Here is an 18830-nt window from a genome sequence, read left to right on the forward strand (position 1 = left end):
TGATCGAAGCGAGGTAGCTTACATGAAAAAAAGTGATAAAGCAAAGATACTTTTATTTCCGCTAATAATGGCATTAGCCTGCGTTAAGTATTCAATTCATTGAGGAAACTTAATAGTCGGAGTTAATCCATTTTACAATGTTTGAGAATCTAAGAATGTTTGTAATGGTCTTTTTAGCAATCTATCTATTTACTACTGTTTTTGTAGCCCCTATTCATATGTATCTATCTAAAACGTTTGAAAATAAAATAATTTCATTTACTTTATTTATTGTAGGTTTAATTTTGATAGGGTACATTGATGTCTGGATCAACCTAAAATCTTTGTATTTACTTTTCCCATTGTTCTCAATTTTATCCTTAATCCAATTCGATCAGAGTTAAGAAGGGACTCCCAAAAATCAGGAATCCCTTTCTTATTTCTTTAGAGTTATCGAATGCGTATTCTCCATTAGAAAGAAGCTACTTAGTGATTTTCAAGGATTTAAGGAGCTTTTCTTCCTACTGATATGATATAAGCAGCATCATTAACTTCTACATCCTTATTAATCCAGAAAGACTGGCCCTTTTTAATTTCGGGAATTTTTTTATTTCCTGGTCTAATATATGAATCTACTGAAATCCAAGTACTCCGAAATTACAAAGTAACCCGCTGCTCCTTATTTGAACATAAATCTTGTCTTCTGCATATCATAGATGGGTTATAGTAGTAAAAGTGATTCTAGAAATTGATACTCCTGGTGAACCGAATCATACTATATTGTACGAATTGGAGCTTATGACGACGCTTAGGATTTTTATGTTACAGTACCATAAAGTATAACGAGGTGATATTTGTGGAAAAAAATGAATTGATCTGCAAGGCTTGTGGTGACAACTCTTTTGCAACTGGACAACTTGGTCATGGTCGTTTTACGACAGATGGTAATATTAGGCCTATAGGATCTTTAATCGCTTCTGGTTCTCCACTCATTTTTTCATTTTGTAAAAATTGTGGTGAAGTAGCTTCGATTAAAGTAGCTAAACCGGAAAAATTCAATTAATCTCTCGAAACAGGGTCACTTCCATCGAGTGAGCTTTTATTAAGTTTCTTTCTTCATACTGTTCAATAAATCATCTAACTTCTTTATAAGAATCAAAAAGTTTAATGAACGCCGGAATGGCTCCTTCATTCAAAGAATACATATCGTTTAAATAAAACCTTCCTGTATTTGTGCTAGCGTAAATCCATAAATCGATCTTATCTTTTGAGCCATTCTCGTATATTACTTCAAGCTCATATAATGGACCTTCATCTGTATGACGTCCTGATAAAATAATGGCATTTTGCATTGCATCTTTCATAACGTTGATTTCAACAGTATTTTCAATTTCTCGTTTATTGAACTCAATGTTTGCACCTCGTCCAATGACAATTATTTTTCGAATTTCACCCGCAAATTCAAAAGTTTTGACTTCAGTTTTTATTCCTTCACTGCACCCTACAAGAAGCAACAAAACCATTAATACAACCATTTTTTTCACTAAATCTCAAACCTCCTAGACTTGAAATTTAAAGCATAGTTACAAACCGCTGGAATTTCCATTGCTTATTGTCTTTCTGACACGACCCTCCTATTGTCAGAAATTGAATATATCCATAGGTTTAATAATATCCTAATTATGTTATATTTTCACTAATCACCAATCCAAATATTGGGATTTACGATGCCATGAAACCATCTTCTTCAATCGGGAAATTCATTTATTGGATAGGCTTTTTATGTATAAGTGGACTTGAAACATCGCTCGGTACATTTGATTACAGTTCATTAATTCCGAATAAATCTGTAGCACTACTATACATTTTTATAGGAATTGCTTTAATGTTATCTTCTAACTTTATAAAAAGTAGAATCGATCAATAAGTATACCCTAGTGCATAATATCTTTCTGTCATGATCTATGTTTGCATTCAAGAAAAGTAGTAAATAAAAAGAATTTATCGGATTATCGTGATCATTAGGAGTGCAAAAGTTCAAGACTGTCATTTATTAAGCCATTTAGCCTATAAGTCAAAAGCCTACTGGGGATATACAGAAGATTTTCTGCAACAATGTATAGATAATTTGACAGTAACAAAAGAGTACATAGAAAAAAATCTAGTTTTCGTCATGAAGAGCGACAACAAAATCGTAGCATTTTATAGCTTTATTATTAATGAAATGAAATTAGATGCATTATTTATAGAGCCTGATTATATCGGTAATGGATTCGGGAGAATAATATGGGACCATTTATTGAATAAAGCAAAAGAGTTAGGAATAAGCGAGTCTACCCTTGATAGTGAACCTAATGCAGAAGGTTTTTATTTAAAAATGGGAGCAAAGAAAACAGGCACTACCCCATCTACTATGTTTCCTGACCGTCATCTCCCACTTATGAAAGTTAAAGTATAAAGACCATAAATACAATGATAATTTTCAAATTTGGTAATAGCTAATTAACTATCGTAAGAAAATTCTTTACCATAAACCTAATGACCCTTAATAAAGCGTATTCGAACTTTTTCCGAATACGCTTCTATTTTCTAATAGCGAGGAAATAAAATAAAAATCGCCGCATTATTTAATGAACCTTCGCCACTTCCAACTTCCTTTTATGTAAATAATTAGAATAAAATAAAATGATCAATACTAGACCTATTTTGCACTTTGCTTGGTGTAATTTCGTTGATACATATGCAATTAATACTGAAAAACTTAGTATTCGTTCATTTCAGCTGTCAGAAAAAAACCTTCACAGATATGTGAAAGGCTTACTCTTAAAAAGCTATTTGAAATATACCTAAGGTCTGGTCTTCAATATTTCATTCATAAAGGGTACACTTTATTAGTGCACAGCCTTTTTATTGATTAGCTTAACACTACCAAAAGCAATTACCAACGCGATTAAAGATATAACAAGTGGCGCAATAGAGACAGTATTTCCAAACATCACTTGCGATGGTAAGGACGAAGCCTCTCCCCATTGGTTGCTTGGTGTATAAAACATTGTTAATAGTATACCTGATAGCACTTGCAAAACTAAAAATGCTACCACGAAAAAACCTACAAATAATAGGTATTTTTTCAAATTAACCCCTCCTTTCTTTATTAATACTACGGCTCGAGTTTAAATAAGTTTCACAGAATCCTATTACCGCCATAGATGATTTATTTAGAAATTATTCTGTATCCGCATTCTTGCCTAGCTGTAGCGTCTATAACACACTGTCCTTTTTTATGTTACAATTTACACATATTACATACTGAGGTGATATTATGGAAAGCAATAAATTGATTTGTAAGGCTTGTGGTAATGATTCATTTTCTGAAGGTAAACTTGATGGTTATGCCGTTTTAAGACCAGTTGACAAAGTTTTTTCTAATGGTTCTCCACTTATTTTTACTCTGTGTCAAAATTGCGGAGAAGTAGCTTCAATTAAGGCTGAAAAACCCCATAAGTTCACTAGTTCCAAATAGTTTTGTTTAGGGTCACTTGATAGTGACCCTTTTTAATCGTTTCCTTCAAAAAATAAACAACCCTGCCATTAGCTCCGCTTCATGTACCTTTCCCACATCTAATAGGTTCGATATTTTTAGCCGTAAGATGTCTTCTATTATTTTTCCTACAATTTCTTTATTTCGATGACTTTATAAGATGAAAAATCACAAACAGCAATAAAATACTGATAGTTTGCAGGAAATGAAGAATGTAAATAAGCTTGGTAATATTTTTATATCAATTACTGCAATCAATTTATGATATGCTAAGGTAAAATGCTAATGAAATATATTTAAATAAATATTAGTTGCTACAACCTATAAAATCGCCATTCCAGATGCAGGGTAGCACAATGAAAAGTATTATCTATTATCAGTCTTTACTACAATACTTAAAATATCTCTTATTGTATCAATAACAACTTCTGGCTTATCAAAATGTATCGCATGCCCAGCATCTTCAACGACAATATGTTGCTTAATTGTTGACAAGTTTGCAAGCTCTTCCTGAAGTCTCATCCAAGCAGCCATTGATTCCTTTGTATGAAAAGTCTGCAAACCTCCTGTCACGACAATCAATGGGATATTTCCAAAAGATTTAGAAGTACGAACTTGCTCAAAGCTTTCTTCAATCTCATTAAGAGATCCTTCTATAGTAAATTGATTATAATACGCTTCCTGAACTTCTTTTGTAAATAAGGGAGGCAATATTTTATTTTGATCTTCATGAGATGAATCTAAGAGAACTACTCCTGCGACTTCCTCTGGATATTTACTTGCAAATAATCTTACATTTAATCCTCCTATTGAGTGACCTACTAATACATACGGAGGCTTTACACCTGCTTTTTTAAGTAATATACGTAAGTTATCGACACTTTGTCTACTATGTCGAGGTCTGTCATCCATTTCACTTTTTCCGATTCCTGCTCTGTCATAAATAAACATTCTTGAGAACTTTGATACTTCATCTTTAATCGAATTCCAGTTTTCTAAAGTAACTCCATACCCTGATTCGAAAACAAGTGTTGGACCATCGTGATGTTCCCCTAACAATTCATAGTATAGTTCAATGCCACCTATATCTAATTTTCCCCCTGTTTTATTTTCAATAAATTCACTCATATTTAATCCCCCTTTTTATAGAGTTAATAAAACTTTTTCAAAAATAAAAAACGGTAAAAATTAAGTGTTTATGCATTTTCCTGAAAAAAAACGTTTAGGTCGTTCAATTTTCTCTAGAAGATAATGTTCCAATGCAGAAATGAAATACCATTGTTCTACATCATTGAAGAGATACATCCAGCAATTTCAGTACTATTATCCTTAAACATTAAATTATCACTTTTAATCAATTCATCTAAAATAGTCCAATTTGTCCTTATATACTGACAAATATAATTCTTCATTTCACCATTGATTATACCATATATTCTGAATAATATAATTTTTGTTACTAATCAGATAAATAATCACCTACCCCTCACTTCCCTATCAATTCAATTACTGCTTACTATATTTTGAGTAGAAATTTACTCTTCAAGAGCGATGATAACATCGCCCTTTTAATATTCGCTTTTCCGCACTATGGTGGCTCTGAAATTCACTAGGAATCATGTTGACTATAAAAACTTCGATACGACAAACTCAGATTAATCTCATAGAAAAAAGCCAAGCTCAATTTTTATTGAGTAACTGGTCAGTATCATTTTTTAACCTTTAAACCTAACAATTCAGCAAAGCCAATTGCTTGTTCAGTGGAAATTACACAGCCACTTAAATTTTTTATAGTTACATTTAATCGTTCAAATTTACACGTACTAATATCCACATTATTTAGAGGCGTATCTCTAAAATCAACTTCATCAATATTACAGCGTTCAAATTTCACTTTCTTAAATTGGCAATCGTAATAGCTTGTCCCACGTAATGAAGACTGATCAAAACAAATCTGTTTTAATCTTGCTACGCCAAAGTTACATAAATTCATTACACAACCTTCAAAAGAGACGTTCCCTAAATGGGCCTCCGAGAAATCAACACCTAACAGTTTGCAGTTTTTAAATGTAACCCGATGTATAATACCTTCGTTAAATTTTGAGTTAGATAAATCGCAGTTTTCAAAGATTACATCCGTCATATCAATTTTGTTGAAGTTCGAGTTAATCAAAGATACTTTTTGAAACAAAACTTTAGATACAATTAAACGTTCAATACTATCATTCTCTCTATTTATTTTCGTAATCAATTGATTCGATAGATAAGGTTCTTCATCATAAAAAATGTCTTCAAAAGTTCCTTGAGGCAAGTCATTTGGAATAAGCGGGTGTTCAATTTTAAATTTTGTCGTCATTTTATTTGTCCTTTCTCATTTTAGTTAATTACATAATTATCCATTCAATCCAAACCAAATATCCAATATCTTACTCTATTATAATGGATATATCTTTAATAAAAAGGCTTTCCCTTATATGTATATGAAAATCAAATGACCACAATCTAAAGATTGTGGTAGAAAATAAAACTGAGTTTTTCCTTATTATTTATTACGTTTTGAGGAAGTGTTTTCGTTTTGTTGGTTTTCATGATTTGCATTGTTCATTTGCTCTTTCGTTAGATCATTTTCTTCACGCACATCTAAATCGTCAGGGCTTAAATCTGCTCCAAATTCTACTTGGTCTTCTTCACTTTTAACTCGCTTTTCTTTTGACAAAAATATCACCTCCGATATATAAATTATCCATTTTGGCGTAATTTATACTTGTAAGAATGAAAGCTAAATGTTATTCTATTTCATCAGAAATAAGCAATTCTGATATAATTTAGGAAGTACCATTCAACGAAGCGAATTGTTTCATTACAACAGATAAGGGAGAAATACTTATGGCTGAAAAATATGTGCATCACATTTGCATACAAACGAATACATATGATGAATCTTTAAATTTTTACACAGAAGTAGTAGGTTTTGAACTAGTACAGGAGTCACCGAATTTCCACAATAGACATTTTAACACTTGGTTAAAGCTTGGAACCTTTTATATTGAACTCCAAACTGGGAAACATGATGAAGACCTTGAAGCATGCAATTCAAATGCTCAAGGCATTGTACATTTCTGTTTATGGGTGGATAATCTAAGTCAAGAAGTAGAACGATTAAAGGAAATGAACGTTCATTTTATTCGTAAAAATGGTGAAATTATTTATAAAGTTGAAAATGGTCAGCTTTGTAAGTTAAAAGCACCTGAAGGAACCATTATAGAATTTCGCGATAATAAAGGAATATAAAAGTGATCTTCATCCCTCGTCGCTTTTTTCAGAAATATGCCAGGTCTCAAAGTTGAGTCCTGGTCTTTTGTTTAAATAGCTAAATGTAGCTCTCCTAGTTTTTTACTACTTATAATCCTCTAATTTTTTGTCCAAACTATAAACAAAACCCCTTTATTCCACAAAATTACACAAGAATTTCTAAAAGTAGGGATTAAAAAATGAGAAAAAAAATTACGTTAATAGTAAGTTTATTAGCTGTACTATTACTTTCAGGATGTTGGGATGTTACTGAACCACAGAGAATGTACTATGTGGACGGAATTGGTATCGATTATAAAGATGGTCAATATGAAATATATATGCAAATTATCAATTTTGCTAATGTCGCTAAATCTGAAGCGCCTACTCCTCAAGCTGCACCGTCAGAGATTGGATTTGCAAAAGGGAAAACGATGGAAGAAGCCTTTTTCAAATTATATCGCTCGATCGACCAAAAAGTCTTCTGGGGACATATGACTTTTCTTCTTTTCACAGAGGATGCTTTGAAAAATGAGAATGCGATTCCAGTCATTGACAGCTTTTTACGTCATCGGGAAACGAGATATCAAATATTGACTTTTTGTACAAAGGAGCCTATTAAAGATATTCTTTTAGTCACACCGTTATTAAATAAATCACTAACTGCTTCCAAACTTAGCAACCCAATGCATACAAAAGAGCTACAAACTTTTGTAGAGCCCGTTGATTTGCGAAAACTAATTATCGACTTAAATGAGCCGAGTCATGAAGTGAATATTCCAACTGTTGCAATCAACAAAAACTGGGAGACGACCGATGGGCCAACAACGGAAACTGCATTAACAGGTTTCGGCATAGTTTCAAAGAATGGATTTAAAGGCTATCTAAATGATGGGGATGCAAGAGGTATACAATGGATGTATGATAAAAAAACTCGGGGAGACGTAACTATTAAATTAGACAATAAAGAAAACGACCACTTAACCGTTGATTTAGAAAAATTAAGTACAGAAATTAAACCAATTGTAAAAAATAATAAAGTAACATTTGAAGCTGATATAAAATTAAATGCGATTATCAACGGTTTCGAAGGTAAGGTAAGCACCGATGAAATAAGAAAAGGGATTATTAAGGAAGTGAAAAAAGATATTAAAAAATCATATGCAGGGGGCTTAAAAATAGATGTTGATGTTTTCCGTTTATCAGAGCATCTATATCGAAAAGATGTGAAGACATGGAAAAAAATACAGAAAGATGGCAAAATACCTTTAACTGAAGATACACTTAGTAAAATAAATATTACCGTAAATAAAGTGAATCCTGGTCGAAAAACATTTGCTGAAACCATTAACGAATAGCTATCTAAAACACATTTGTATCAACTATCCAGCGTTCTATTCAATTCACTGAAATAAATTCTCATTAGAACTTTGATTTATCGTACGATGTGTTATAATGCTGTTAGGCTTAGCCATTATAAGGGCAAGACCAATTCTGAGCTGTAGCGTCGTCATACGCTACAGCTTTTTATGTAGTGAAGTAAATTATCTAGTGGTTATGAATATTATTGCCTCCCACCCAACTGTGAAGGCTCATTATTTCAACAGCTTAATCGGAAGACGAACCACTATCATTACAACTTGAAGTATCCGCGAAACTAGCAGCACTGTCTGAGCAATTGTGTGTATTTGAATCTTCTACGGATACAAATGTACTTGTTGCACTATGATCAATAGTATGCGTATTCGAATCATGGGAATGACTTCTTGCTGAACGATCATTAGTAGGGCGATTCCTTTTTTAAGATGTTCATCACTACCACTAAAATGATGAAGCCCACAATGACAATAGAGAACCCCATTCTTCCCCCCCTTTCTATAAACCATTTTTAACCATTAATTGTACTCAGCATCCAATAAAGTATATTTAAAAATATCGATAGGATCGCCTTGTTCATCTAAAACTGTTTCAATACGCTCCCAACCTCTTTTTTCATAATAAACTGAAGCATTTTCTGTTTTTAAAAATACTTTTGTATAACCTATTTTTTTCATATGTTCTAGCAAAGCTTTGATTAAATAAAAACCCATTTTTTGACTTCGATAGGAAGGTTCAACAAATAAAGATGCTAACCAAGGTTTATATTGAGGCCTTTCTTTCCAATCATTTTCAAATACAGATACGGTTCCTACACATTGACCATCTACATTCGCTATAAAAGTAATTGGAAATTCATTTACATATGTCCTTTTAAAAAAATCGACAACTTCTTCATATGTTTTTTTACTGCGAGTTGCTACAACAAATTCTTTGTAGACCATTTCTGCAACATCTTCTATATACTCTGGCTTATTTACTAATAAATCAATATCCATCAATCGCTCCCCTTTTTTCTTAAAATTCGTTCGTCACAACATTGAACCCTAACATTTCAGCTTCATGACGATCGAAGCTTTCATCTAAATGCATACACCAAAATATTGAACGTACATTAGGACTTATTAACTCACTCAGTTTACGTAATGACAAGTGCACATTGCCTTCATAATCAGCTTTACAAGTATCGACGTAAATATAATCATAAACCTTCGTCGATTCATTTGGAGTTCGTAAAGATGCTTTTAGGCTATTTGTATCTCCCGTAAAATAAATAAGTTTATCATCTATATATAATTCAATGGAATAAGAAGGAATCTCTTGAACATGACTAGATCTTTCGAATAGTACTTTACAGAAATTCAGTTTGTACTGTGTATCTGAGCTAAATTTTTTTGTAAAGCAATGAACTTCCGGGATAATACCATTAATGGCCAACAATTCTTCAATTTTCACATCATACACGGAATAAACAGAAACATTCGGTTTTGCCATTTCGTCATGGCAATAATAGCTATAAAATATAAAATCAGCAAGGCTTCCCACGTGATCGGCATGCGTATGAGTGATCAATACATGGATGTGCTCGATACCTTCCAGTACATTATTTTCCTTAATACGGTGGAAAATATTGCTACCACAATCAATTAGCAACATTTGATTTCCTACTTTATAATACGCTGAATTATTACCTAACTTCATATTAAATGCACTTCCAGAGCCGATAAATTTCAACATAATGTGAACTCTCCATTTCCATTAACTTGCGTTATTTTAAAAATACTGCTGTCAAATTTTAACCTCAAGTATGTACAACACACTTGAGGTTTTCTGTAAAAAAGCAACACTTTATTAGATTAACAGAGCTATCGATTACTTATATTCCCTTTTCAAAATAGATAAAATAACTAAATCCACATACTTTCCTTTTTCAAATTCATGCTCTCTTAACATACCTTCTTGATAAAAATTTAATTTTTCCAATAATCTAATGGATGATTCATTTTCAGGGTCGACTTTTGCTTCTATTTTATTAATGTTCATCTCTGTAAAAGCAAAATCGATGATACTACTTAATGTCTCTTTCATTATGCCTTTTCTCCAGTAAGAAGGAATTAAATCATAACCAATTTCTATACGATTATGGGCTTTTTCATAGTTTAAAAAACCACATGTTCCAATTACTTTTTTGGTTGTAGGTTCTTCGATAAGCCATCGTAAGCCACTCTGATCTTCGAAAATTTTTTCATACCAACTCATTTCATTTTTTGAATCCTCCACTGAGTTAAAAGGATCCAATGGTATGTATTTCACAACACTTTCATCTGAATAAAGCTCCAAAAGATCAAAACAATCACTTTCCTGTGCTTTTCGTAATATAAAACGTTCCGTTGCTAATACGGGGAAATCCATAAAGTTGAAATGCACGCTCATAAGTATGCCCCTTTTCATATAGTAAACTTCCCTTTTATAGTACCATATTATGCAATTTAAGGTATTCATTGATATATCAGAGGACCTGCTCAAAACGATATGAGACAGGTCCCTCCTTTTATCATTGTCTTCATTTCACATGACGCTTGAACACTTGGATCTAGCTCTGATTGAATTTCTCCTTAATATTTTTCGGTAACTCATCCCCATTCATTACTTGGGGTTCACCAGTGTATCCATCTAAGCTTCTAGGGACACGGACGATTGTTCCTTTTTCAAAAGGTTTTTCAGCAAAAAAACTTACCACCTTTTCATTTCCATCCTTATCATACCCCTCTAAAGCATATACAAAATAACCATTACTATTGGGTGTTTGTTCTTCCTCGTTAATTTGAACATAGTAGTCTTTTTCTATCAAGGCTCCCTTTTCACCACAACCAACTAAGAAAGTAGCAAGTAATATTGTCATTGCCATGAATTTCATCATCTTCATTTCTTCTGCCTCCTCTTTTCTAACGAAATCGTATCGTTATTAAAGAGTATAGATTATCACTTCACTACCTTAAATTTCGGGACATGACAGTTAGCTGACAAAATTGTCATCTTACAGCAATAAACTTGGTTCCTATTATTTATCTTGCACCCCCTGTTATGTTCTTTAATGTTTTCAAGATTTTTTGACGTTCAGCTTCAAATTCAATAGCTTGTCCATCTTCTATATCACTGTCATTTTGACGTCGTTAATGGAACCAGTCAGGGATAATCTCTTTATATTTTTGATGATTGGATCGATAAGTACGCTGTTGTCGTTGTTGCTTTTGTGCTGCAAATTGAAGACTATCCGCTTCTACTTCCTCAATGGATGTAACTTTCTTATTCGTCCAATCTTGTAGAATCTTTTCTACGTAATTCCAACGAAAGACATTGTTTTCTACTGCTAACTTCATAGCATGCATAACAAGGTCTTCTGACAGATCATCAATCCAATTATCGATTTTTTTGTGACATGAGCGACTAGAGAGCCAAAGCCATTTTGCTCATAAAACTGGAATGCCGTTTGTAGTTTTGGAAGGTTTTCACCTGAGGAATGGCTCCTTTCATCATCATTATTATTATTTAGTAAATTATTATTTAGTGATTTATTATTACTTAGTAGTGACGGATTAACCGTTCTCGGCTTTTCACTATACGGTTCAGCTCGTGGTGTTTCGAACACAAACAGTTCCAATTTCCCGAATTCCCCAAAGTTTGTTCTTCCCTGCATCTTGTGGCCCGCTTTCGTTAACTCCTTAATAGTGTTAGCCGTGGATTCACGACTGCATTTGCTATGAGTGGCTAAATTAGAAATACTAAATGACCAATCATCTGGCAATGACAACATATAAGCAAGCAAACCTTTTACTTTCCAGCTTAAACGGCTGTCATTCAAAAATCCTTTGTCTAACACTACAAAATTCTCCTTTTTGTGAACCCTAAATATAGCCATGATGCCCCTCCTTGTAAATTCTTTGAGTTAAGTTAAGTTAAAAAACAAGATTCCTCCCTCATTTATATACAGATTTTTCACAAAATAAGGGACAAACATTTTGATTAAAATCTCTTTAGAAAGCAAAAAAAATAGGACACGCTACAATAGCAAGTCCTGGTTTTTACTTTTTATGGTCTGTCAACATTTTATTTATATAATTCTTTATAAACGATTACTTTTAGTGCCAAAATTTCTTCGTCTGTTAATTTACCTTCCATTTCTTGAATGACCTGTTCTTTCGTCATTGAACCATTTTGTACTTTTGTTCTTATATTATTAAGCTCCGAAATACCAACTTTTTGAATGATTACTTTAGTCGCTTCTTCTTTTGTTGTAAACGGTAACTTGCTGCTATCTGCAGTTTTAGCCTCTTCCACAAAAGATTTTAATTGAGGGTCGTTTTCAATCGTATTTTTAATTTCATCCATTTGTCCACTTTCCTCTAATTCTGATGAAATTGTATCAGCGACTTTTTCAGATGCATACTTCACGCCAAAATGATAAACCCCATAACCAATAGCACCGAGAACAATGACAATAACCAGAAGGAATTTAATGAATCTCATATTCTCACACTCCTTAATTCTAAACTTTATAATACTATATAGTGTGGAGAGATGAGAAATGATAACCTTGCGGAAAAGGCGTTTTTCAAATTTATTCCTCTTTTAGAAAATCAAAGTACCTGCAAGTGTTCAAGATCAGGATACCAATCTGCCGTAACACGGTAAATTTAATTCGTTCATCTGGCGTTCAGGGTGTAAAACTATCTAATAAAAATCTCCCGGTTGACATTTTCGACCAGGGGATTTTTATTTATTTGACATACTTCAAATACTTTTTCACAAAATCTACGATGTAAAGCACTTCTTCTTCTGAAATAGTAAATCGACTGCTCACTTTTCGTAGCTTCGCTGGTGATTTTAATTGTTCACGCACTTGATCAATCCTCATGTATTTACATTTACGAGGGTTTACACTATCTCGAATCTGCTTGTATCGAAGGTAGGCATAGCGAGCAAAAGCATTTAACATCTCTCGCTCCTGCTCATCTCGTTGTAATTTTTTCGCTGCTTCATCGATCACGTCTGAATCAAAAGTCCATGTACCATCTGTTAATTGCATAGTACCACCTCTTTCGTTGCGTAAAGTTAATGACAAACATGGCTGCACCTTCATCAGCTGGCATTAAGTTTGCCTCCATTGCTTCTATTCATAGCTATTAGATGCATAAGAAAAAGCCACACTTAGTTAAATGTGACTGTTTTTGTATTTTTGTTTAGTTGGTAATTCCCCATCATCACTCACCTGCGGGTTATTCCCTGATTTCCCCTAAATTTGACAGATTATTAATGTATGTCAAAAATGTATTATTAAAAAAATTATCATTTCAAATTATTCCCAAAAACTTGAATTCCCCTTTCGTTAAAAGATATATGGAAATATAATGGTTTTTTTAGTTAATAAAAAGGAGGGAAACATATGAGCAACCAAACTTACGTAAACTGGGACGGACATTATCTTAAACTGACGTGGTTACCTAATAAAAGTATTATCGATTACAGCAAAGTAACAAGAGTACATGGAGTTTGTTTTTATAATGGAAATGTTTTATTAGTCCATGTAGACGGGAGAGGATTTAACTTTCCTGGAGGTCATATCGAAAAAGGAGAAACACCTGAAGAAGCATTTCATAGAGAGGCATTTGAAGAAGGCTATGTTAAGGGTCATATCCACTATATAGGAGCAATTGAAGTCAGTCACGAAGAGAATCCTTTATTCAATGCTGATGGACAGTACCCGTTAATCGGTTATCAAATGTTTTATAGCATGGAAGTTCAAGACTGTCTCCCATTTCTTCGAGAGCATGAAACGATTTCGCGCATTTGGGTTGAGCCGGAAGAAGTAATCAATGACCCTGAGTTTGAAACGTAGTATTACAAGCGGCTTTAAATAGCAAACTTTCTTGCCCTAAAGATTAGCAATCATTCACATGTACGCCTTTTGATTCAGTTAGGAGGCGGTTCATGAAGTATTTAATAGGCTTTCTCGGTGTTATTATTTTTTTTTGGAAGTTTGTTGATGAACATCACAAGTGAAACCTTTTTAGCAAGGAATATTTTTTAACTTTTTGGTGTAATTATATTTTTTATAGGAATTAGAGTTTTACAGAAGCCATTCATTCCAATAACCATAAAGGCTATTTTCTCAAAGATTGTTGCTTCTGGTTTGGCTATCTTCTTCAACTAGAGCACCCGTTAGCACAATGGTAATTGAATTATATAACATTTACGGAAATTATTATTGACAATAGAATAAGTATTAACATACTCCTGATTTTACTTTCCTTCCACGTAGTTAACACTGAAAAGATTCCGCCTAAAATCATTAAAACAATACCAATTATTCTAATTATGCTTACGGCAAATAGCGTACCTAAATGTGTAAAGAAAAGCCCTATTACCATAAATCCAATTGTAAAAATAAAATGGCGTGACCTAAAATCATTAATTGCAGATTTTTTATCGTAAGTATTCATTTTTAAATAACCTCTAACAACCATAAAAACTGGTATTCCCCAAACAATCACAAAAATCACTACGGACAATGTATCGATAATCAATAGTTCCACTCCTATCCAGCAATACAATATTACCATAAAAAAACCATTCATTTCTTCGACTATCCTGCACCGTTAATTGAATAGCAACAATCTTTTTGAAAACAGCCAATAAAAAAAACAGTTTTCCTTCTAAAATGCGTCTTGTTTTTTGGTTACGTACGACGTGTAAATAAAGAAGCAGTTAGTGATTGAGCACGATCGGTAATGATGAACTTGCCAATGAAAATCCAATAAGGTAGCTCTCCCAGTCAAAATTTTTGACCAGGAGGCTATTTTTTACTTACTTCAAACGTCTTTGAAAAAGAGAATTAAATTCCTCCCTCTTTTAATCCCATCTATCAATTTTAATGACTCTAGTAGAATTATTTGTTGTTACTTTAACCGTTAGATCCCATTCATGATCTTTCGAATATCCTACACCGCATGCAGTTGCATGATCGGCACCTTCAATTGGTGTACTAGCCGTATAGGCTTCTAGCGTTTTTCTGATTTGTCTTAAGTCAGCTTTAAGCGTTTCATTAAAGAATCCTCTGCCTTTCCCTTCCGAAGTGTCCTTTACGCCATCCAATAGAAAGAAAATATGACTTCCAGAATGAGAGAACGGCTCTTCACCCCATAAATTTGGTGAAGTTGTAATACCATTCACCTTCACAAAATTATTTACTTGAACACTCCATGAATCATCACTAGCGTATGAATGACTGCTGATATTCGGCTGATGCCCTTTGACATAATCAAATTCAAATACATCAGTTACATAACCTCCCCCACCAGCTACACCGATAAATGAGTATGTTTTCCCGTTTACTTCTAGTTCAACTTTGAACGGCGTGCTTCCATTTCCCCTTTCACAATAATTATGAACATAAAATCTATAATGACCATCCGGAGCATTTTCACTCCACCTGATATTTTCTACAGGGGATGGACTTCTATGATGTCCACCATTCATATCAATATCTAAAAATCCACCAAATCTATCACTTTTATCTCCATAGTAGATGTGCTCCCCTTTTGGTGTTATGCAATGTAGATCTAAGTCGGTAAAGCCTTCCCATATTAATGAAGCCCGTATTTCATTATTCTCATATCTTCCACCAGCACTTTCTACTCTCCTTTTAATTTCGCCATCTATTCCTCCGTGATAATACCAACTAAATGTATTGTCCCATTGTAAAATATTTGGCGCTGTTTCATCGGACGCAGTAACTAATGCCATAAAACGACTAGAATTATCGATCAATACTTCCATATTTTCAGCAGTTGGTAGTATTGTTCGTTGGAATTTTTCCCACGTCATCACCGTGCTAGGAAGAGATAATGGAGATGTAGTTTTTTCTTTAGGAATAATATTTGCAAAAATGCCATTCTTTTGTTCAACAACTTTTTGCTCAGATTGATTTTCCCACAAAGGTGACGGAATCTCTTCAAAAGTGGCATATCTTCTTCGCAAAGAATTGGCAATTCCTAATTTTTCAACAATTTTTTCTGCTTCTACAATAGCATTTTGCGTTGGAGTAGCTTGTGACCGCATGTAATTCGCTGGATTCATCTTCTCGGCAAAACGACGAGCAACCGATTCAACTGACATACCTGAAACTATGTCATCTAATAATGTACCGATCATAGAACTTCTTATATGACAGAATCCAGAAGGAGCAGTCGCAACAGCTAACCAAACAATATTTGTTTTCTGATTGATGTTTCCTATACTATTTCGTTTTTCATGCAATGTTTTAAACCATTCTGCAATCCCTAATACTCTATCTGAACGGTATAATGCTTCTGATTGTAATAAAACTACTGCTTGTTCAACTGTCTCGATAGTATAATCAAATAATGCATTCGTTAGCATTTTGAATTCTTCTAGCTTCTCCGCCATCACTTGTCCCGAAGTTTTTAACCTAGAGTGGTTCACCATTTCTTCAGGAACTACAACAGATAAATGATTCCACTTTCCAGTACATGGCTGTCCTAATACTGGTGAGTTTGAAATAAATACACCCATGACTTTTGAGTTTAAAACTTTTGCTTTCATTGCTAAAACAGCAGCTTTAAAAAATGGAGGAGCGATATCCTCATCCCATATAGCTGATGCCATAATGCCATTTTCATCAATCGTTACAAGACCACCAAATCGCTCAATAAAATGGCTACAAGCGCTACAAGTATAATGTTGTCTAGCTTCTATTGGTAAATTATCTAAATACAAATCGAACAGACCTTGAACATTTGCTTTAAATAACTTTTTACTACTACTCGCTTCATCAAAATAGCTTTTTATATTTTTCTCGAATTCAGGATATCTATCATTCTCATTATTATAAACATTACTTGCTATGTTAGTATTCCCTTTCAATTTGCAACATCTCCTTAGTATATTAAAATTTCGAAATCACTTTTTTGTGTCTCTTGATGTCATCAACACCTACTATTCATTAAATTTCCTCCATATGTAATTTTTTCTATTGTACTAATATATCAGAAAACCTATGAATATATAAATAGACACTGCCTTGGCCCTTGGCAAGGAACTCTTAACAACGAGGTAGCATGGGAATTCAAATACGAAAAGAACATGTAAAAATGAGACATTTTGAGTTCAAAAAATTCGTTTGTAGATTCAAAAAAGGAAAGTAAACTTTACATGAATAAACTATTTTATTACAATTATGGAAGATGCATTTCCCGAAGAGAGAGGTTAAACATGAATAATAGATTGGAAGAAATACGAAAAAAGCATGGTATTAAGCAAGAAGAACTTGCTGCTGCATTAGAAGTATCCAGACAAACAATCGGCTCCCTTGAAAATGGAAGATATAATCCATCTATTATTCTGGCTTTTAAAATTGCACGGTTCTTCGGAATGACTATTGAAGAAATCTTTATTTATGAGGAGAAAGCGAATAATGAAAAATAAGCTATTATGGTCAATGATTATTGTTGGTGCATTACTTATAATTGCGGGTATCATTTTAGGTGTTGTTGGTGCAGAAATTTTAAACATACCTTTTATTCGAATGGATTTAGTACCAATAGGAGTTGGATTTTGCGGAGTCATGCTACTAGGTTCAGGCATCACTGAATTGGTAGATGAAAAGAATAAAACAAAGGAACAGCTTATTGAGGAAAAGGATGAAAGAAATATTGAATTAAGGCAAAACGCCAAATCAAAAGCATTTGATTTGATGATTAATTTATTCGGCTTCAGTCTTCCAGCATTAGCGATGTTTGGTTATATGAACGAGGTTTCTTTTTTTAGTCTCATAGCACTTTATTTTATCTGCTATGCTTATTACTTATATCGCCTTAAAAGTAATAAGGAGATCATGTAGAAAAAAGTGATGAATACAAAATTTTGAAACTTCCCCTATAGATTTTATTTTTTAATCTAATTCACAGGCATTTCACTATACAAACATAGCTACTGAATCATATTAATAGTAGTGTAAAGCTAACTTAGCTTTGCCCTCCTAGTTTGTGGTTTAGGGTCACTTTGGTTCGAGTGGCCCTTTTTTACTTCACAGAATTGAGCTTCAGGAAGCCCACTTCTTCAGAGGTGGGAGGAATGAAGTGCTTTTTTCTTTATAGAACATATGTTTATGTTGTATATTGTGAATAATCAAAAAAAGAAAGGGGTGACGGGTAATGACGAAAGGGAAGAAAGATTGTTTTGTTATAGAACTCAAGTTACTTATAGATACATGGCAAAAGGATATTCTATTAAAACGTTTTGAAATTGCCCGTACACTCTATAATACAACCTTGTCTTATGCAGTAAAACAATATACTTTAATGCAAGAATCAAAACACTATCGAAAACAATTACGTTGCTAAAAAGCGAAAAAATCGAATGATTCAAAAGAATTGAAGCAGACCGCAAAAGAATTAGATCACATTCGTCAATCTTTTGGATTAAGTGAATATCAACTGCATGCGTATATTAAAAAGCATCAGCATAATTATAAAAAACATATAGATAGCAATACTTCTCAGAAAATCGCCTCTACTGTCTGGAAAGCGGTTCAAGATGTTCTATTTAAAGGGAGCAAAGCACA

General features: G+C 33.3%; 25 protein-coding genes and 1 pseudogene. 11 read left to right on the forward strand and 15 right to left on the reverse strand.

The genetic code is table 11. The features are described 5' to 3' along the window. The first annotated feature begins 835 nt into the window (after positions 1 to 835). Complete coding sequence (locus ACFXN8_RS21320; protein ID WP_376074012.1) at positions 836 to 1042, forward strand: hypothetical protein; 207 nt, start codon at positions 836 to 838, stop codon at positions 1040 to 1042. Between the two features lie 70 nt (positions 1043 to 1112). On the opposite strand, the gene ACFXN8_RS21325 is transcribed toward ACFXN8_RS21320, so the two are convergent. After that, complete coding sequence (locus ACFXN8_RS21325) at positions 1113 to 1514, reverse strand: YhfM domain-containing protein (RefSeq protein WP_483869466.1); 402 nt, start codon at positions 1512 to 1514, stop codon at positions 1113 to 1115. Positions 1515 to 1711: 197 nt separating this feature from the next. Here ACFXN8_RS21325 and ACFXN8_RS21330 point away from each other — a divergent pair, with 197 nt between their 5' ends. Continuing rightward, positions 1712 to 1906, forward strand: coding sequence for a hypothetical protein (locus ACFXN8_RS21330; protein ID WP_386847546.1), 195 nt, complete (start codon positions 1712 to 1714; stop codon positions 1904 to 1906). An 87-nt stretch (positions 1907 to 1993) separates the two neighbouring features. Then, a complete protein-coding gene (locus ACFXN8_RS21335; protein WP_386847547.1) occupies positions 1994 to 2437 on the forward strand; it encodes a GNAT family N-acetyltransferase in 444 nt (147 codons plus the stop codon). 433 nt (positions 2438 to 2870) lie between these two features. Here ACFXN8_RS21335 and ACFXN8_RS21340 read toward each other — a convergent pair whose 3' ends face one another. Continuing rightward, complete coding sequence (locus ACFXN8_RS21340) at positions 2871 to 3113, reverse strand: hypothetical protein (protein WP_386847548.1); 243 nt, start codon at positions 3111 to 3113, stop codon at positions 2871 to 2873. A gap of 188 nt (positions 3114 to 3301) precedes the next feature. Between ACFXN8_RS21340 and ACFXN8_RS21345 the strand changes: the two genes are divergently transcribed. Further along, positions 3302 to 3502, forward strand: coding sequence for a hypothetical protein (locus ACFXN8_RS21345; RefSeq protein WP_386847549.1), 201 nt, complete (start codon positions 3302 to 3304; stop codon positions 3500 to 3502). Positions 3503 to 3886: 384 nt separating this feature from the next. On the opposite strand, the gene ACFXN8_RS21350 is transcribed toward ACFXN8_RS21345, so the two are convergent. From ACFXN8_RS21350 to ACFXN8_RS21360, 3 genes are all read right to left on the reverse strand, one after another. Beyond that, entirely contained in the window at positions 3887 to 4648 is a 762-nt protein-coding gene (locus ACFXN8_RS21350; RefSeq protein WP_386847550.1) for an alpha/beta fold hydrolase, read from the reverse strand. A 580-nt stretch (positions 4649 to 5228) separates the two neighbouring features. Next, on the reverse strand, positions 5229 to 5876 hold the full coding sequence (locus ACFXN8_RS21355) for a pentapeptide repeat-containing protein (protein ID WP_376074019.1): 648 nt from the start codon (positions 5874 to 5876) through the stop codon (positions 5229 to 5231). 186 nt (positions 5877 to 6062) lie between these two features. Then, entirely contained in the window at positions 6063 to 6245 is a 183-nt protein-coding gene (locus tag ACFXN8_RS21360; RefSeq protein WP_386847551.1) for a hypothetical protein, read from the reverse strand. A gap of 161 nt (positions 6246 to 6406) precedes the next feature. Between ACFXN8_RS21360 and ACFXN8_RS21365 the strand changes: the two genes are divergently transcribed. Together ACFXN8_RS21365 and ACFXN8_RS21370 are read left to right on the forward strand one after the other, a co-directional pair. Then, a complete protein-coding gene (locus tag ACFXN8_RS21365) occupies positions 6407 to 6811 on the forward strand; it encodes a VOC family protein (protein ID WP_386847552.1) in 405 nt (134 codons plus the stop codon). Positions 6812 to 7011: 200 nt separating this feature from the next. Beyond that, entirely contained in the window at positions 7012 to 8169 is a 1158-nt protein-coding gene (locus ACFXN8_RS21370; RefSeq protein WP_386847553.1) for a Ger(x)C family spore germination protein, read from the forward strand. A 537-nt stretch (positions 8170 to 8706) separates the two neighbouring features. On the opposite strand, the gene ACFXN8_RS21375 is transcribed toward ACFXN8_RS21370, so the two are convergent. The 8 genes from ACFXN8_RS21375 to ACFXN8_RS21410 all read right to left on the reverse strand — a co-directional run bounded on the left by ACFXN8_RS21375 (position 8707) and on the right by ACFXN8_RS21410 (position 13310). Beyond that, positions 8707 to 9186: a GNAT family N-acetyltransferase gene (locus ACFXN8_RS21375; RefSeq protein WP_386847554.1), complete on the reverse strand. Its 480-nt coding sequence runs from the start codon at positions 9184 to 9186 to the stop codon at positions 8707 to 8709. A 19-nt stretch (positions 9187 to 9205) separates the two neighbouring features. Continuing rightward, positions 9206 to 9925, reverse strand: a complete 720-nt coding sequence (locus ACFXN8_RS21380) for an MBL fold metallo-hydrolase (protein ID WP_386847555.1) — start codon at positions 9923 to 9925, stop codon at positions 9206 to 9208. A 135-nt stretch (positions 9926 to 10060) separates the two neighbouring features. Further along, on the reverse strand, positions 10061 to 10621 hold the full coding sequence (locus tag ACFXN8_RS21385) for a GNAT family N-acetyltransferase (RefSeq protein ID WP_386847556.1): 561 nt from the start codon (positions 10619 to 10621) through the stop codon (positions 10061 to 10063). A 160-nt stretch (positions 10622 to 10781) separates the two neighbouring features. Then, the gene (locus tag ACFXN8_RS21390) at positions 10782 to 11114 is read right to left on the reverse strand and encodes a DUF1093 domain-containing protein (RefSeq protein WP_376074026.1); all 333 of its coding nucleotides are present in this window, start codon (positions 11112 to 11114) and stop codon (positions 10782 to 10784) included. 247 nt (positions 11115 to 11361) lie between these two features. Continuing rightward, positions 11362 to 11577, reverse strand: a complete 216-nt coding sequence (locus ACFXN8_RS21395) for a DnaD domain protein (RefSeq protein ID WP_386847557.1) — start codon at positions 11575 to 11577, stop codon at positions 11362 to 11364. Beyond that, on the reverse strand, positions 11565 to 12107 hold the full coding sequence (locus tag ACFXN8_RS21400) for a helix-turn-helix domain-containing protein (RefSeq protein ID WP_376074028.1): 543 nt from the start codon (positions 12105 to 12107) through the stop codon (positions 11565 to 11567). The genes ACFXN8_RS21395 and ACFXN8_RS21400 overlap by 13 nt, the downstream gene beginning before the upstream one ends. A gap of 188 nt (positions 12108 to 12295) precedes the next feature. Continuing rightward, positions 12296 to 12715, reverse strand: a complete 420-nt coding sequence (locus ACFXN8_RS21405) for a hypothetical protein (protein WP_386847558.1) — start codon at positions 12713 to 12715, stop codon at positions 12296 to 12298. A gap of 250 nt (positions 12716 to 12965) precedes the next feature. Beyond that, positions 12966 to 13310, reverse strand: a complete 345-nt coding sequence (locus ACFXN8_RS21410) for a hypothetical protein (RefSeq protein WP_386847559.1) — start codon at positions 13308 to 13310, stop codon at positions 12966 to 12968. 321 nt (positions 13311 to 13631) lie between these two features. Here ACFXN8_RS21410 and ACFXN8_RS21415 point away from each other — a divergent pair, with 321 nt between their 5' ends. Beyond that, positions 13632 to 14084, forward strand: a complete 453-nt coding sequence (locus ACFXN8_RS21415) for an NUDIX hydrolase (RefSeq protein WP_386847560.1) — start codon at positions 13632 to 13634, stop codon at positions 14082 to 14084. A gap of 343 nt (positions 14085 to 14427) precedes the next feature. Here the strand turns inward: ACFXN8_RS21415 and ACFXN8_RS21420 are convergent, their stop codons facing one another. Both ACFXN8_RS21420 and ACFXN8_RS21425 read right to left on the reverse strand, forming a co-directional pair. Next, entirely contained in the window at positions 14428 to 14772 is a 345-nt protein-coding gene (locus ACFXN8_RS21420; RefSeq protein ID WP_386847561.1) for a hypothetical protein, read from the reverse strand. A 325-nt stretch (positions 14773 to 15097) separates the two neighbouring features. Then, complete coding sequence (locus tag ACFXN8_RS21425) at positions 15098 to 17131, reverse strand: YfaP family protein (protein WP_386847562.1); 2034 nt, start codon at positions 17129 to 17131, stop codon at positions 15098 to 15100. Positions 17132 to 17479: 348 nt separating this feature from the next. On the opposite strand from ACFXN8_RS21425, the gene ACFXN8_RS21430 reads away from it, so the two are divergent. The 4 genes and pseudogenes from ACFXN8_RS21430 to ACFXN8_RS21445 all read left to right on the forward strand — a co-directional run. Then, complete coding sequence (locus ACFXN8_RS21430) at positions 17480 to 17692, forward strand: helix-turn-helix transcriptional regulator (RefSeq protein ID WP_376074034.1); 213 nt, start codon at positions 17480 to 17482, stop codon at positions 17690 to 17692. Next, a complete protein-coding gene (locus tag ACFXN8_RS21435) occupies positions 17682 to 18107 on the forward strand; it encodes a hypothetical protein (protein WP_386847563.1) in 426 nt (141 codons plus the stop codon). The genes ACFXN8_RS21430 and ACFXN8_RS21435 overlap by 11 nt, the downstream gene beginning before the upstream one ends. Before the next feature lie 313 nt (positions 18108 to 18420). Then, a complete protein-coding gene (locus ACFXN8_RS21440) occupies positions 18421 to 18609 on the forward strand; it encodes a hypothetical protein (protein ID WP_386847564.1) in 189 nt (62 codons plus the stop codon). Positions 18610 to 18639: 30 nt separating this feature from the next. After that, positions 18640 to 18830, forward strand: a pseudogene (locus ACFXN8_RS21445) (hypothetical protein); the annotation flags it as partial.

Source organism: Lysinibacillus sp. NPDC059133 (genome assembly GCF_042755925.1).
In the GTDB taxonomy this organism is placed as follows: Bacteria; Bacillota; Bacilli; order Bacillales_A; family Planococcaceae; genus Lysinibacillus.